The organism is Sphingobium sp. B2D3C (assembly GCF_025961835.1).
Lineage (GTDB): Bacteria > Pseudomonadota > Alphaproteobacteria > Sphingomonadales > Sphingomonadaceae > Sphingobium.
The window spans coordinates 2,829,809-2,844,002 of record NZ_JAOQOK010000001.1 but is presented as its reverse complement, the minus strand read 5'-3'; the positions used below and the strand labels follow the sequence as shown (position 1 = coordinate 2,844,002).

General features: G+C 65.4%; 12 protein-coding genes. 8 read left to right on the top strand and 4 right to left on the bottom strand.

Features of this window, described 5'->3' with window-relative positions; all coding sequences use genetic code 11:
* Nucleotides 1–126: 126 nt before the first annotated feature.
* The 5 genes from M2339_RS13020 to M2339_RS13000 all read left to right on the top strand — a co-directional run bounded on the left by M2339_RS13020 (nucleotide 127) and on the right by M2339_RS13000 (nucleotide 7,710).
* A complete protein-coding gene (locus M2339_RS13020; protein WP_264574158.1) occupies nucleotides 127–1,440 on the top strand; it encodes a pyruvate dehydrogenase complex dihydrolipoamide acetyltransferase in 1,314 nt (437 codons plus the stop codon).
* Between the two features lie 7 nt (nucleotides 1,441–1,447).
* The gene (locus tag M2339_RS13015; RefSeq protein WP_181560855.1) at nucleotides 1,448–1,852 is read left to right on the top strand and encodes an acyl-CoA thioesterase; all 405 of its coding nucleotides are present in this window, start codon (nucleotides 1,448–1,450) and stop codon (nucleotides 1,850–1,852) included.
* Between the two features lie 66 nt (nucleotides 1,853–1,918).
* Nucleotides 1,919–3,334, top strand: coding sequence for a dihydrolipoyl dehydrogenase (gene lpdA / locus M2339_RS13010; RefSeq protein WP_264588287.1), 1,416 nt, complete (start codon nucleotides 1,919–1,921; stop codon nucleotides 3,332–3,334).
* An 11-nt stretch (nucleotides 3,335–3,345) separates the two neighbouring features.
* Complete coding sequence (locus tag M2339_RS13005; protein WP_264588288.1) at nucleotides 3,346–4,008, top strand: phosphatase PAP2 family protein; 663 nt, start codon at nucleotides 3,346–3,348, stop codon at nucleotides 4,006–4,008.
* 378 nt (nucleotides 4,009–4,386) lie between these two features.
* Nucleotides 4,387–7,710, top strand: coding sequence for a TonB-dependent receptor (locus M2339_RS13000; protein ID WP_264588289.1), 3,324 nt, complete (start codon nucleotides 4,387–4,389; stop codon nucleotides 7,708–7,710).
* 114 nt (nucleotides 7,711–7,824) lie between these two features.
* Here the strand turns inward: M2339_RS13000 and mtgA are convergent, their stop codons facing one another.
* Both mtgA and M2339_RS12990 read right to left on the bottom strand, forming a co-directional pair.
* Nucleotides 7,825–8,577 (bottom strand): monofunctional biosynthetic peptidoglycan transglycosylase, encoded by a 753-nt coding sequence (gene mtgA / locus M2339_RS12995; RefSeq protein WP_264588290.1) that lies wholly within the window; start codon nucleotides 8,575–8,577, stop codon nucleotides 7,825–7,827.
* Nucleotides 8,578–8,606: 29 nt separating this feature from the next.
* Complete coding sequence (locus M2339_RS12990) at nucleotides 8,607–9,944, bottom strand: dihydroorotase (RefSeq protein ID WP_264588291.1); 1,338 nt, start codon at nucleotides 9,942–9,944, stop codon at nucleotides 8,607–8,609.
* Between the two features lie 49 nt (nucleotides 9,945–9,993).
* Between M2339_RS12990 and M2339_RS12985 the strand changes: the two genes are divergently transcribed.
* From M2339_RS12985 to M2339_RS12975, 3 genes are all read left to right on the top strand, one after another.
* Nucleotides 9,994–10,770: a YgfZ/GcvT domain-containing protein gene (locus M2339_RS12985; protein WP_264606386.1), complete on the top strand. Its 777-nt coding sequence runs from the start codon at nucleotides 9,994–9,996 to the stop codon at nucleotides 10,768–10,770.
* Nucleotides 10,767–11,513, top strand: coding sequence for a glutaminyl-peptide cyclotransferase (locus tag M2339_RS12980; protein WP_264588293.1), 747 nt, complete (start codon nucleotides 10,767–10,769; stop codon nucleotides 11,511–11,513). Before M2339_RS12985 ends, M2339_RS12980 begins: the two co-directional genes overlap by 4 nt.
* Before the next feature lie 102 nt (nucleotides 11,514–11,615).
* Nucleotides 11,616–11,798: a DUF2892 domain-containing protein gene (locus M2339_RS12975; RefSeq protein WP_264571478.1), complete on the top strand. Its 183-nt coding sequence runs from the start codon at nucleotides 11,616–11,618 to the stop codon at nucleotides 11,796–11,798.
* A 139-nt stretch (nucleotides 11,799–11,937) separates the two neighbouring features.
* Here M2339_RS12975 and M2339_RS12970 read toward each other — a convergent pair whose 3' ends face one another.
* Together M2339_RS12970 and M2339_RS12965 are read right to left on the bottom strand one after the other, a co-directional pair.
* Entirely contained in the window at nucleotides 11,938–12,660 is a 723-nt protein-coding gene (locus M2339_RS12970; RefSeq protein WP_413714909.1) for a DsbA family protein, read from the bottom strand.
* Between the two features lie 92 nt (nucleotides 12,661–12,752).
* Complete coding sequence (locus M2339_RS12965) at nucleotides 12,753–14,177, bottom strand: M48 family metalloprotease (protein ID WP_264576846.1); 1,425 nt, start codon at nucleotides 14,175–14,177, stop codon at nucleotides 12,753–12,755.
* Between the last annotated feature and the right edge of the window lie 17 nt (nucleotides 14,178–14,194).

Here is a 14,194-nt window from a genome sequence, read left to right as displayed (position 1 = left end):
GAAGAAACCGGCTCGGTAGGTGCGGGAAATTCGGTCTGGATGCAAGGGATGGCCTTGACCCCGACGGGCAAAGCGTGAAGGTGGCCGGTGATTGTCCAACCCGAAAAACAGGAAAGCCTGGCCCCCATGGCGATCAATATCCAGATGCCCGCCCTCTCGCCGACCATGGAGGAAGGCACGCTTTCGAAATGGCTCGTGAAGGAAGGCGACACCGTCTCGTCCGGCGATCTGCTCGCCGAAATCGAGACCGACAAGGCCACCATGGAATTTGAAGCCGTGGACGAAGGGGTCGTCGGCAAGATCCTCGTCGCCGAAGGGACCGACAATGTGAAGGTTGGCACCGTCATCGCGGTGCTGGTCGAGGAAGGCGAGGACGTGCCGAGCGGTGATGCTCCGGCTGCCGCCAAGCCCGCGCCCAAGGCCGATGCCGCTCCGGAGAAGAAGCCGGAAGCCGCCAGCGCCCCCAAGCCGGAGCCGGAAGTCGCGAAATCGACCGCTGCGCCGGCCGCTGCCTCCTCTGGAGATCGCGTCAAGGCGAGCCCGCTTGCCCGCCGCATCGCCACGAACAGCGGCATCGATCTGGCTGCGGTTTCCGGTACTGGTCCCAATGGCCGCATCGTGAAGGCAGATCTGGAGGGGGTGAAGCCCGGCAGCACCGCGCCCAAGCCCGCCGCGAGCCCGTCCGCGGCGCCCGCAGCGTCGGCTCCGGCCGCGCCTGCCCCGGTGGCCGCGACCGCGCAGGATTTCGGCATTCCGCACGAGGTCGAGAAGCTCTCGAACATGCGCAAGACCATTGCGCGCCGCCTCACCGAATCGAAGCAGCAGGTGCCGCACATCTACCTCACCGTGGATGTGCGCCTCGATGCGCTGCTCAAGCTGCGTGGCGATCTCAACAAGGCGCTCGAATCGCAGGGCGTGAAGCTCTCCGTCAACGATCTGCTCATCAAGGCGCTGGCCAAGGCGCTGATCGCCGTACCCAAGTGCAATGTGCAGTTCGCCGGCGACCAGCTGCTCAAGTTCAGCCGGGCCGATATCTCGGTGGCGGTGTCCATCGAGGGCGGACTGATCACGCCGATCATCACCGATGCCGGCGCCAAGTCCGTCTCCGCCATCTCGACCGCGATGAAGGACCTCGCCACCCGCGCCAAGGAAGGCAAGCTCAAGCCGGAAGAGTTCACCGGCGGCACGGCCAGCCTCTCCAACATGGGCATGATGGGCATCAAGCAGTTCGAGGCAGTGATCAATCCGCCGCAGGCGATGATCATGGCGATCGGCGCAGGCGAGAAGCGGCCTTATGTGATCGACGACGCGCTCGGCATCGCGACCGTCATGTCCGCCACCGGCAGCTTCGATCATCGCGCCATCGATGGCGCCGACGGTGCGGAGCTGATGAAGGTGTTCAAGGAACTGGTAGAGGCGCCGCTGGGTCTGGTGGCGTAAGCGCACCATGGCCGCTGACGAGGATGTCCTGCCGGAAGGTGCGCCCGCGACGCGGATCACCGCGATGCCGGCGGATGCCAATCCCTATGGGGACATTTTCGGTGGCTGGCTGATGGGCCAGATGGATATGGCGGCGGCGCTTGTCGCCTCGCGGCACAGCAAGGGCCGGGCTGTCACCATCGCCGTGGAAGGCATGCAGTTCCACCGCCCGGTGCTGGTGGGGGACGAGGTCTCCGTCTTCGCGACGCTCGTGAAGGTGGGCAGCACGTCGATGACCATTGAGGTCGAGGCCTGGCGCCGCGCGCGGCACAGCGAGGAAACCTACAAGGTCACGCAGGCCCGGTTCATCTTCGTCGCCATCGACGAAGTGCGCCGCCCCCGCAGGGTGCCGCCCCTGGCGAACGCGCAATGAAGGCGCAGTCGGTCATTTTAGACCCCTCTCCCTCAAGGGGAGAGGGCATCATGGATGGAGCATTTCGTGTCTGAATCCTATGACGTCATCGTTCTCGGTTCCGGCCCCGGCGGCTATGTCGCGGCGATCCGCGCGAGCCAGCTTGGCCTCAAGACGGCCATTGTGGAGCGCGAGCTGCTCGGCGGTATCTGCCTTAACTGGGGCTGCATCCCGACCAAGGCGCTGCTGCGCTCGGCCGAGATCTTCCATTATATGAGCCACGCCAAGGATTATGGCCTGGCCGCCGAGAAGATCAGCGCGGACATTGAGGCGGTGGTGAAGCGCTCGCGCGGTGTCGCCAAGCAGCTCAATGCCGGCGTCACGCACCTGATGAAGAAGAACAAGGTCGCCGTGCACATCGGCACGGGTACGATCACCGGCAAAGGCAAGCTCTCGGTCACCGACAAGGACGGCAAGAAGACCGATCTGGCGGCCAAGCACATCATCGTGGCGACCGGCGCGCGGGCACGCGACCTGCCGTTCGCGCCGGCGGACGGCAAGCGCATCTGGACCTATCGCACCGCGATGACCCCGCCGGAAATGCCGGGCAAGCTGCTGGTCATCGGCTCGGGCGCCATCGGCATCGAGTTCGCGAGCTTCTATAACGACATGGGCGCTGACGTGACCGTGGTCGAGATGATGGATCGCATCGTACCCGTCGAGGACAAGGACGTTTCGGCGTTCCTTGAAAAGCAGCTGGTGAAGCGTGGCATGAAGATCGTCACCGGCGCCTCGCTGGAGAGCCTCAAGGCCAGCGACAAGGGCGTTACCGCCGCCATCAAGGGCAGGGATGGCAAGAGCGAGACCAGCGAGTTCAGCCATTGCATCGTCGCCATCGGCATCGTCCCGAACACCGAGAATATCGGGCTAGAGGCGCTGGGCGTCACGCTGGAGCGCGGCCATATCAAGACCGATGGCCTGTGCCGCACCGGCGTCGATGGCATCTGGGCGATCGGCGATGTCACCGCGCCGCCATGGCTGGCGCACAAGGCCAGCCATGAGGGCGTGACCGCCGCCGAGGCGATTGCGCAGGCGCTGGGCAACAAGGATGTCCACCCGCATGAGATGGACCCGCTCAACATTCCGGGCTGCACCTATTGCCAGCCGCAGGTCGCCTCGGTGGGCCTGACCGAGGCGAAGGCGAAGGATGCGGGCTACACCGTGAAGGTCGGCACCTTCCCGTTCATCGGCAATGGCAAGGCGATCGCGCTCGGCGAGGCGGAAGGCTTCGTGAAGACGGTGTTCGACGCCAAGACCGGTGAGCTGCTCGGCGCGCATATGGTCGGCGCTGAGGTGACCGAGATGATCCAGGGTTACACCATCGGCAAGACGGCCGAGCTGGTGGAGCAGGACTTCATGCAGACGGTCTTCCCGCACCCGACCATCAGCGAATCCATGCACGAGAGCGTGCTGGCCGCTTATGGGCGGGCGCTCCACATCTGATCCAAAGGCGGATGCGGCGACTGCCAACTCCGGGCGTCGCGCTCAGTTTTGCGCTCAGTCTGGCGTTGCTGGTCGCGGCCATCGGCTTCCTCCAGCCCACCGGCCTGTTCGCGTCTATCGATGAGCGGCTGATGGGGCTGGCGGGCAAGCTGCACGGCGTGCGCGGTGCGGGGCTTGTGACGCATGGCGCGGTGGCGCTCGACCGGCTGGGCGCGGTCGGCGGTCGCACGTTGATCGTGCTGGCGGTGGGGCTGGTCTTCATCAAGCTGGGGCATCCCGAACGCCTGATCCCGCTGCTGGTCGCGGGCGTGGGGACCGCGCTCGTCATCGGGGTGGTGAAGCTCGGCTTCAATGCGCCGCGCCCGATGATGCTCTCCCCCGATATGCTCCCCAGCCTCGTCGAGACTGTGGGCACCAGCTTTCCCAGCGGGCACGCCGCCGGCGCCATGGCGCTCTATGGCGCCATCGCGCTGCTGGCGCGGAGCCGGGTGGTGACAGGGATCTGCGCGGCGATGATTCTCGCCACGGGGGCCAGCCGGGTGTGGCTCGGCGTGCATTGGCCCAGCGATGTGGCGGGCGGTTGGGCGGTCGGCCTGATCTGGCTGCTGCTCGTGTTTTTCATCCTGCCCTTATGGCGTCCGCTTCTGCAGCGGCCGGTCATCTCGCGCGACTGAGCCCCGCCGGCAGCCCAGACGGTCGATCGGGCCGGCGATCCGTTCATCTTATGGCAAGATTCTGCGCGAGCGTTGCATGGATGCCGCACTGCACAATATGTCATTGATATCGCGCGATTTTATTGCCGAATTAGGAGCGACTTCGAGAATTTTCCTCCTTTTTCCGGATACATACCGCTCATTTCGCAATGGCGAGACTGGGCAGGTCGCCAGTATGAACCCGCCATCGTCATAATTGAGTCACGTCCGACAGACACGGGCGATGACATAAAGATCGCAGACCAGGCGAGAGGATGTGTCCGAGCCCAGAGGGGTGAAGGCAGCCGTGATCAGGACGGCTCAAGACCAGTTTTCGTGATGATCTAAAGGGGATCTTCGATGCGCAACTTCCGCTTCTTCCTCGCTGCCTCGGCCGCGAGCATCGCCACCTGCGTGGCGCTCAGCCCTGCCCATGCGCAGGAAACCACCTCTTCCGTGCGCGGTACGGTCACGGCGGAAGGCGCGCCGGTCGCCGGCGCCGCCGTCACCGTGACGCACGTCCCCTCGGGCACCGTCTCGCGCACCACGACGGGCGCCGACGGCAGCTTTTCGACCAGCGGCCTGCGCATTGGTGGGCCTTACACGGTTGAGGTCGCCGCATCCGGCTTCGAAGATGTTCGCGTGACAGACGTGTACACGGTCGTTGGCCAGTCCTTCACGCTGCCGATTGAGATGGCCTCAGGCGACGCCATCGTCGTGACGGCATCGGCCATCCGCGGCGCGGGCAACGTGTCACAGGGCCCCGCCATGGTCATGACCGCTGAGCAGATCGGCAAGATCGCTTCGGTCAATCGCGACATCCGCGACATTGCGGCGCGCGACCCGTTTGCGACGCTCGACACCAGCCAGACGACGGGCCGCCAGGTTTCGTTCGCGGGCCAGAATCCCCGCTTCAACCGCTTCACCGTGGACGGCGTTCCGGTCACCGACAGCTTCGGCCTCAACCCGGACGCGCTGCCGTCACGTCGTGGTCCGGTTCCGCTCGATTCCATCGGGCAGTTCGAAACCAAGGTTGCGCCTTATGATATCCGCGAAGGCTTCTTCCAGGGCGGCGTTTCGAACGCGATCCTCAAGTCGGGCACCAACGAATTCCACGGCACGGCCTTCTTCACCTTCAGCTCGGACGAGCTGACCGGGAAGCGCACCAAGCCCTATATCCTCAACACCGCCGGACGCGTCACGCAGCCCGATTTCACCAGCAAGGACTTCGGTGCAACCCTCTCGGGGCCGATCATCAAGGACAAGCTGTTCTTCATGGTCTCCGCCGAGCGCGTGCGCGCTGCCCGTCCGGTGGCCTTCGGTACGCAGGAAGACAATGCCGGTACGCCGGTCATCGGCGCGACGAACGCTGCCCTGCAGCAGATCGTGGGCATCGCTCAGAGCCGTTACAACTACGACGCCGGCGGCCTGCTCCGCACCGATGGCGACAAGGACGACCGGATCGTCGGCAAGCTGGACGCCAACCTTTCCGAAACGCAGCGCGTCTCGCTGACCGGTCTTTATACCAAGGATGAGTTGAACGTCAGCACGACCACCGGCACCCGCGATCTGGGCCTTGAATCCAACGCCTATCGCAAGCCGAACGAACTGAAGGCCGGTATTCTGGCCTGGAATGCCGACTGGTCGGATAGCTTCTCCACTGAGACCCGCGCGCTCTACAAGACCTATGACAGCGGCCAGTTCCCTCTGATGGGCCGCAGCGCCCAGATGTCCGTCTGCGCGGCGCCAACCTCGGATCGCACGACGAATGGCGCTACCACGACCGCGGCCAGCATCGTGTGCCCCACTGGGACGCCGCAGTTCGTCCTGGGTGCCGGCGGCCCGAGCCAGTCGAATGTGCTGAACATCAAGAGCTGGGGCGGGTCCGTTTCCGCCAAGCTGAAGGCTGGCGACCACAACCTCCGCGCTCTTGCGGAATGGAATCACACCAAGTCCTTCAACATGTTCGTCAATCCGTCGGCGGGCACCTATTATTTCGACTCGATCGCCGACTTCCAGGCCGGCACGGCGCAGAGCTTCAGCTACAACAACGCGGCTTCGCTTAACCCCGCGGATGCCGCCGCCAGCTTCTCCTACAATGTGTACACGTTCGGCTTGCAGGACGATTGGCGCGTGAACGAGACGCTCTCGGTCGGCGTCGGTCTGCGCTGGGATGTGTTCGGGATGAAGAGCACTGCGGCGGTAAACCCCAACTTCTACCCGCGCTACGGCTTCTCGAATAACAGCAACATCAGTGGCATCGACCTGCTGCAGCCCCGCCTTGGCTTCACCTACAAGGCAACGCCGCGCCTCACCATTCGCGGTGGTGGCGGCATCTTTGGTGGCGGATCGCCGGACGTTTATATCGGCAACTCCTTCTCCAACACCGGGGTGATCAACACATCGATCACGGCGCGCCAGACGGACGGCGGCATATACCAGCTTAACGGTTCCGCGAGCGGCGCCAACAGCGCAAACGCGTCCTCCATCCTCAACAACCCGTCGTTCACAAACATTCCCGCTGCTGCCAACACTGCGGTGGTCGCCGCAGCCAACGGTCTGTCTGCGAACCCGAACGCGACCACGTCGATCAATGCGATCGATCCGAACTTCAAGGCGCCCAACCAATTCCGCGCGACCTTGTCGGCGGACTATGAGGCCGATCTGGGTCCGCTCGGCGACGGCTGGCGCTTCGGCGCCGATGTGCTGTATTCGAAAGTGCGTTCGCAGGTGAAGGTCATCGATCTGCGGTCGATCCCCGTTGCAGGCTCGCTCACGCCGGACGGCCGTCAGCGCTACACCAGCAAGATCGGCAACGCGAACGATACCGGCCAGGACCTGCTCCTGACCAACACCGATTATGGTCGCGGCTGGATCGGCGTCCTGCGCGCCGAGAAGAGCTGGGACTGGGGCCTGACGCTGGGCGGGGCCTATACCCGGCAGGACGTGCGTGACGACACCTCGCTCACGTCATCTCAGGCAAGCTCGATCTACGGCAATACCGCCGCTTATGACGCCAATCTGAGCGGGCCCGGCCATTCGAACGACGAAGTGACTTGGGCCTTCCGCTACAATGCTTCGTTCGAGCGCGCGTTCTTCGGGGATTACAAGACGCGTATCGACCTGTTCGGCTCGACCCGTGCCGGTGCCAGGTACAGCTACACGATGCAGGATCTCTCGGGCGGCCGCTCGGGTGTGTTCGGCACGGCCGGCAGTGCACAGCGCTATCTCTTCTACGTGCCGACCGGCGTGAACGACCCGAAGGTCATCTATGATAGTGCGGCGACGGCAACGCGGATCGACAGCATCGTCCAGTCCTCTGGGCTGGCAGGCTATCGCGGGCAGGTTGCGCCGCGCAATGCCTTCCGCTCGAAGGCGTTCACGCGCATCGACCTTCATGTGGAGCAGGAACTGCCGCTGCCGCTGGGCACGCGCTTCGCGCTGTTCGCGGACATCGAGAACTTCACGAACCTGCTCAACCACAAATGGGGCCAGCAGCTTCGGTCGAGCTTCCCCTTCCGCAAGACCGTTGCGAAGGTGAGCTGCGTGGCAGTGGGCGCCAACAGCTGTGCTCAGTACAAATATGAGCAGCCGAGTAGCGACACTGTGCTGGCGGACGAACTGGTGACGACAAACGGATCGTCGTTGTACGCGATCCGTCTGGGCGCACGCTTCAGCTTCTGATCGGCGCGGGATAAAGATCGAAAAGGGCGGGGGCAGCGATGCCTCCGCCCTTTTTGTTGTCCGACTTGTTTGCAAAATCTTCTGACCCCGCAAACGGGCTCTGCTTGTGCCCGATCAGGTCAGATCCAGGCAGGCATCCAGTCCGTCGGCTTTCACATGGCCGATCCAGCGGGCGATGTTGTTGCCGTGGCGGCGGGTGAAGCCGGTGGGGGCGATGGCGCCGCGCTTTTTGGGCAGGGGGAGGACCGCCGCGATGCGGGCGGCCTCGGTGCGGCTCATCTTGTCGGCGCCGTGGTTGAAGTAGCGGACTGCGCCGGCCTGCACGCCATAGGTGCCGATGCCCGTCTCGGCGACGTTGAGATAGACTTCCATGATCCGGCGCTTGCCCCAGATCGCTTCGATCAGCACCGTGTACCAGGCCTCCAGCCCTTTGCGGAAGAAGCCGCCGCCCTGCCAGAGAAACACGTTCTTTGCGGTCTGCTGGCTGATCGTGGAACCACCGCGAATGCGCCCGCCGCGTGCGTTCTGTTGCATGGCCTGCCGGATGGCATCGGTGTCGAAGCCGTGATGCTGGCAGAATTTGGCGTCCTCGCCCGCAATGGCGGCACGCGGCATGTCCGGATCGATGTCCGACAGCGGCGTCCAGTCCTTGGTGATGCCGTTCTTGTCCATCAGCATGGTGATCGTCACCGGCACCGGCACGACTTTATAGACCAGCACCTGCAGCAACGAGATGCCGATGAAGGCGAGGATGAGCATCAGCAGCCAGCGGAACAGCTTGCCCGGCAGGCTGGTGGGATTGCCGGGAAAGCCCAGGCCCTTGCGCCGGGGCGCCTTGCGTCTCGTGGTGCTCCGCGTTGTCGCCATCGCCCCGCCTTCCCCCTTTTGCCTTTGCCTCAGTGGCCGGGGAACTCGGTCGCCTCGAAGCGCACCGGTTCGCCTACCGCCTCATTGGCGAGCTGGTTGTCCCACATCACCCGATGGCCGCGCACGATGGTGCCGATCGGACGGCCGGTCACGCTCATGCCCTCAAACGGCGACCAGCCGCAGCGCGAGGCCATCCAGTCCGCGCCCATCGTCCAGCGCGCCTTGAGGTCGACGACGGTGAAGTCGGCATCATAGCCGGTCGCGATGCGGCCCTTGCCGACCAGACCGAAAATGCGCTGCGGCCCGGCGCTGGTCAGATCGATAAAGCGCTGGAGCGTCAGGCGGCCGTTTGCGACATGATCGAGGAGCAGCGGCACTAAAGTCTGCACGCCGGGCATGCCGCTCGGGCTGGCCGGGTAGGTCTTGGCCTTCTCTTCCTTGGTGTGCGGCGCGTGGTCGGAGCCGAGCACGTCGGGCACACCCTGGCCGACCCAGTGCCACAGTCCGTCACGGTGCGCGGCGCTGCGTATCGGCGGGTTCATCTGCGCATAGGTGCCGAGGCGCGGATAGGCATCCTCGCCGGCCAGCGTGAGGTGCTGGGGCGTCACCTCGCAGGTCGCGACATCCTTGTGCTGGCTCAGAAACTCCAGTTCGGCCGGCGTGGTGACATGCAGTACATGGATGCGGCGCCCGGCTTCGCGCGCCAGCTTCACGATGCGGCGGGTGGCCATCATCGCGCTTTCATCGTCGCGCCAGACCGGGTGGCTGGCCGGATCGCCCTCGATCCGCTCATCTTTGCGCGCATTCATTCGCGCCTCGTCCTCGCAATGCACGGCGACGCGGCGGCGGCCATGGGCGAGCACCCGCGCGAGGGCCTCGTCCTCGGCGACGAGCAGGCTGCCGGTGGAAGCGCCCATGAAGATCTTGACGCCTGCCGTGCCGGGGATGCGCTCCAGCTCGCCGAGCTGCTCGGCATTGTCGCCGGTGGCGCCGACATAAAAGGCATGGTCGCACCACATGCGGTGATGGGCGCGCTTGAGCTTGTCGGCCACGCGCTCGGCAGTGTCCGTGTTCGGATTGGTGTTCGGCATCTCGAACACGGCGGTCACGCCGCCCAGCACCGCGGCCCGGCTGCCCGATTCGAGATCTTCCTTATGCTCCAGCCCGGGTTCGCGGAAATGGACCTGGCTGTCGATCACGCCCGGCAGCACATCAAGGCCGGCGCAGTCGATCGTTTCGCCCGCATCGCCAAGACTGGTGCCGATTGCCGCGATCCTGCCGGCAGTGACGCCCACGTCCACGCGTGCCGGGCCGCTCGGGAGGTGGACGGTGCCGCCCTTCAGCAGCAGGTCGAATGTCTGGGCCATCGCGCGAACCTCTCTTGGCTTGGTGCTCCTCTCCCCCTACCTAAAGCGCATGTCCGCCACCACCCCCCTTGCCACGCCGCCCCTCGCAACCACGCTGCGCGATCGGGCCATCCTTCGTGTCGGCGGGGCGGAGGCGCGGCCGTTCCTGCAAGGCCTGCTCACGCAGGATGTGCTCGGCCTGCAGCCGGGCGCGCCGCGTTATGCCGGGCTGCTCACGCCGCAGGGCAAGGCGCTCTACGATATGCTCCTCTGGGCCGATCCGGCGGGCGGCGAGGATGTGCTGATCGATTGCGAGGCATCGCGGGCCGAGGCGCTGGCCCGCAGGCTGACGCTGTACCGGCTGCGCCGCCCCGTCACCATCGGCATCGAGGAAGGGCTTGCCGCGCACTGGTCCGCCGATCCGGTCGAGGGCGCATCCGCCGACCCCCGGCTCGCGGCACTGGGCTGGCGCTGGCTGGCCGCAGCGCAGGAGGGCGACGCTTCGGACATGGATCGCGCGCATCGGCTGGCCCACGGCGTGGCGGAGGGCGTGGCGGAGCTGGGCGAGGACAAGACGCTCTGGCTGGAGTGCAACGCGGAAGAGCTGCACGGCGTGGATTATGGCAAGGGCTGCTATGTCGGGCAGGAGAATACCGCGCGGATGCACTATCGCAACAAGGTGAACCGCCGCCTCGTGGTGGTGCCGCTTGACCGGTCCGACCCGGCCCGGCTGCGCATTGCCTATCCGGCTTTGGGGCTCGCGGTGGATCATCGTCCGGTCGATTCGCTCGAGGGGATCACGCTGCCGGACTGGCAGGCCGACGCGCTCGCGGAAGACGCCGAATGAAGCGGCTATTGGTCGCGATCTTCGTCCTCGTCTTCAGCGCGGGGCCCGCGCAGGCGGAGATCAAATGGGAGATCGTGCGCGAACTGCCGCATGATACCCGCGCCTTCACCCAGGGCCTCACCATCCATGGCGAGCTGATCTACGAAACCACCGGGCAGGTCGGCGAGTCAGATGTGCGGATCATGCGGCTGAGTGACGGCAAGATCCTGCAGCGGCGGCCCATGCGCGCCGATGTGTTCGGCGAGGGCAGCACAATCTGGGGCGACCGGATCGTGAGCATCACCTGGAAGGACGAGACCGGCTTCGTATGGAACCGCAAGGATTTGAAGCCGATCGGCTCGTTCCGCTACACGGGCGAGGGCTGGGGCCTCACTCATGATGGCCACGCGCTGATCATGAGCGATGGCACGCCGGACCTGCGCTTTCTCGATCCCGAGAGCTACAAGGAGCAGCGCCGCGTCACCGTCACATGGGAAGGCGAGCCTGTGCGCTTTCTCAACGAGCTGGAGCAGGTCGGCGACGTTCTCTACGCGAACATCTGGTTCTCGCCGCTCATTGCCCGCATCGATCCGGCCACCGGCAAGATCGACGACTGGATCAACCTGCAACCGCTGGTGGCGAAGAATATGAGCGCGAGCGGCGAGGGCGTGCTGAACGGCATCGCGTGGGATGCCAAGGCGCAGCTTCTCTACGTCACCGGCAAGAACTGGCCCAAAATCTACGCGCTGCGCCTGCAGGACTGAGCCTGAACGACTGAGATCGCGCCTGTTTGATCTTCGTCAAGGTCAGGCGCCTGCGACCCGCCTAGCATCACCGTCAGATGAAATTGTGAGAGGGCTGTGGCCATGGCTGCGAACATCGGACGACTGGACCGGATTATCCGGATCCTGATTGGCCTCGGGCTGATCGCGCTCGTCTTTGTCGGCCCGCGAACGCCGTGGGGCTGGATCGGCCTGGTGCCGCTGCTCACCGCGTTCGTCAGCTTCTGCCCGCTCTACGCACTGATCGGAATCAGGACCAAGTCCTGACCGTCACTTTGCGCGCCTCTCGTCCCACCGTCCGGGCATTGGAGGCCAGTGCAAAGGGAGGCCCCCTCTTGGCAGCGGAGGGGGCCTCCAATGTTCGGCCGGGAATGTTCAACGGCGCCGACTGAGCCGTTCCGGTCAATCAGCCCTTGGTGCGCGCCTTGTCCACAGCAGCCTGTAGCGTCTCGGTGCCGACCAGGCCGTTGAACACCTGATCGCCCACCACGAACAAAGGCGTGCCCTCGGCGCCGAGGGCCTGGGCGAGGCGGATGTTGCTCATGAACTCATCATCGCCGCCCTTGGCCGCAATGGCGGCCTTCGCCTTGTCGGCATCCAGCCCCGCCGTGCGCGCGGCCTTGAGGATGGCGTCCGAGGAGACGCCGCCGGCCGCGTACATCGCCTTGTGAAAGGCCATGAACTTGTTCTCGCTGGCGGCCAGCAGGCTGACCTTCGCCGCATTGGCACTGCCATCGGCAATGATCGGCAGTTCGCGATAGACCACGCGCAGATCGGGATTGGCCTTCACCAGTTCCTCGATATGCGGCAGCGCGGCGCGGCAATAGCCGCAGGCATAGTCCATGAACGCGACGAGGGTGACCTTGGGCTGGGCCGCGCCTTCCCATGCGCCCGGATAGGGCGTTTCCAGCGCGGACCGGTTCTGATCGACGGTGCCGGCGGTCTGCTTGGCTTTCAGCCGTTCCATCGCCTGCGGAATGATCTCGGGATGCTCGAGGATATAGTCACGCACCACCGATTCGATGGCGGCGCGGTCCGCCGTCGGCATGGCCGGGCTTTGATTGGTCGCAGCATAGGTTACCGCCGCGCCGCCGGCGAGCAGCGCAACGGCCAAAGCCGGCATTACCATCCGCCCGCGCTTGCGCTCGCCGGTGCGGCTGCCTAGCGCGGACACGATCACCCCGGCTGCGCGGAACAGCGCGCCCGCGCCTGCCTTGTTCGTCATTTCTTTCGTGTCCTTTCCATGGCGGCGCGGCTGGCCATCGCAATGTCCTGCGCCCGCAGATAATCGGGTGAATTGGGCTGGATGCCGGCCAGCGCCACATCGGCATGGCGCAGGGCGAGGGCGTCCTGCCCTTCCATCGAGTAGCGCTCGGCCGTGGCGAGCGCGGCGCGGGCGGTGTCGCCCTTGCGCTGATAGACGACGCCGAGCGAATACCAGGCAAACGGATTCTGCCGATCCCGCGCGACCGTGTTGCGCAGCACGCGCTCGGCCTCATCGAGATGGCTGTCATCCTCGGTCGCAACGAGGGCATGGCCGAGCATCGCGGCGATCAGCGGCTCGCCATTGGTGCGCTGCACGGCCTCTCGCAGCGGCGGGATGGCATCGGCGGGCTTGCCGGATTCGAGCATGACCTGCCCTTGCAGCTCCAGAAAATACGGGTCGTGCGGCGCGGCCTTGAGCAGGGTATCGACTTCCGCCAGCGCTTTCTCGGTAAAGGCGCTCTTATGATAGGCATAGGCCCGCGCATAATGGGCGGGCAGGCTCTGGTCCGAGGGCGGATAGAGCTTGAGGGTCTTTTCCGGCTCACTGACGAAGCCGATCAGCTTGGCGCGCACACGCTGGAAGCGCGCTTCCAAGGCCGGGTCGGTTGGCTTGTTCCAGGCCGGATCATTCTCATACAGCGCCGTCAGGGCTGAGATGCGGTCGCGCGAGAGCGGGTGGGTGCGGACATAGGTGTCCTGCGGCACGTAGAGCCGATATTCCAGATTCTGCAGCTTCTGAAAGAAGGCGATGCTGCCCTTGCCGCTGATGCCGGCCGCCTTGAGATAGCGCGCGCCGGCGGCGTCCGCGCTCGATTCCTGCGTGCGCGTGAAGGTGAGGAAGCGGCCCATTGCGGCCTGTTGACCGGCCGCCATGATGCCCATGCCGGCCTCGCCCCCACCGGCTGCCATCGCCGCGGCGCCGAGCAGCAGCGAGACGAGCTGGATGCCGGTCGCTTCCCGCGCGCCATCGGCAAAGCGCACGATATGGCCGCCCTCGATATGGCCAAGCTCGTGGGCCATCACGCCCTGCACCTGATTGAGGTCGTCGGCCTCCGCGATCAGGCCGCTGTGGAACCAGACGATCTGCCCGCCCGCGACGAAGGCGTTGAGGCTGGGATCGTTGATCACCAGCATCTGCACATTGCGCTCATCGAGCCCGGCGGCCCGGATGATCGGGACGGAGGCATCGCGCATCAGCGCTTCGGTTTCGGCATCGCGCAGGACGGACTGGGCCAGCGCGGGCTGCGCGGCGAGCAGGCTCAGCAGCGCAAGAACGGCGAGAAGTCGGCCGATCAGCCAGGGCGCGACAGCCGCCTCACGGGCATGATGGGGTTTGAGCTGGCCGGCAAGCTGCCGGGGAGGGGAGAGCGGCCGATCCATGACCGGCCCCTTAGCCC

Excerpts from the sequence above, each read along its gene's own strand:
- M2339_RS13015 (WP_181560855.1), top strand. The coding sequence starts at position 1,448 with ATGGCCGCTGACGAGGATGTCCTGCCGGAAGGTGCGCCCGCGACGCGG.
- M2339_RS12975 (WP_264571478.1), top strand. The coding sequence starts at position 11,616 with ATGGCTGCGAACATCGGACGACTGGACCGGATTATCCGGATCCTGATT.
- M2339_RS12965 (WP_264576846.1), bottom strand. The coding sequence starts at position 14,177 with ATGGATCGGCCGCTCTCCCCTCCCCGGCAGCTTGCCGGCCAGCTCAAA.
- M2339_RS12985 (WP_264606386.1), top strand. The coding sequence starts at position 9,994 with ATGTCCGCCACCACCCCCCTTGCCACGCCGCCCCTCGCAACCACGCTG.
- M2339_RS12970 (WP_413714909.1), bottom strand. The coding sequence starts at position 12,660 with ATGGTAATGCCGGCTTTGGCCGTTGCGCTGCTCGCCGGCGGCGCGGCG.
- M2339_RS13005 (WP_264588288.1), top strand. The coding sequence starts at position 3,346 with ATGCGGCGACTGCCAACTCCGGGCGTCGCGCTCAGTTTTGCGCTCAGT.
- M2339_RS13020 (WP_264574158.1), top strand. The coding sequence starts at position 127 with ATGGCGATCAATATCCAGATGCCCGCCCTCTCGCCGACCATGGAGGAA.
- mtgA (WP_264588290.1), bottom strand. The coding sequence starts at position 8,577 with ATGGCGACAACGCGGAGCACCACGAGACGCAAGGCGCCCCGGCGCAAG.
- M2339_RS12980 (WP_264588293.1), top strand. The coding sequence starts at position 10,767 with ATGAAGCGGCTATTGGTCGCGATCTTCGTCCTCGTCTTCAGCGCGGGG.
- M2339_RS12990 (WP_264588291.1), bottom strand. The coding sequence starts at position 9,944 with ATGGCCCAGACATTCGACCTGCTGCTGAAGGGCGGCACCGTCCACCTC.
- M2339_RS13000 (WP_264588289.1), top strand. The coding sequence starts at position 4,387 with ATGCGCAACTTCCGCTTCTTCCTCGCTGCCTCGGCCGCGAGCATCGCC.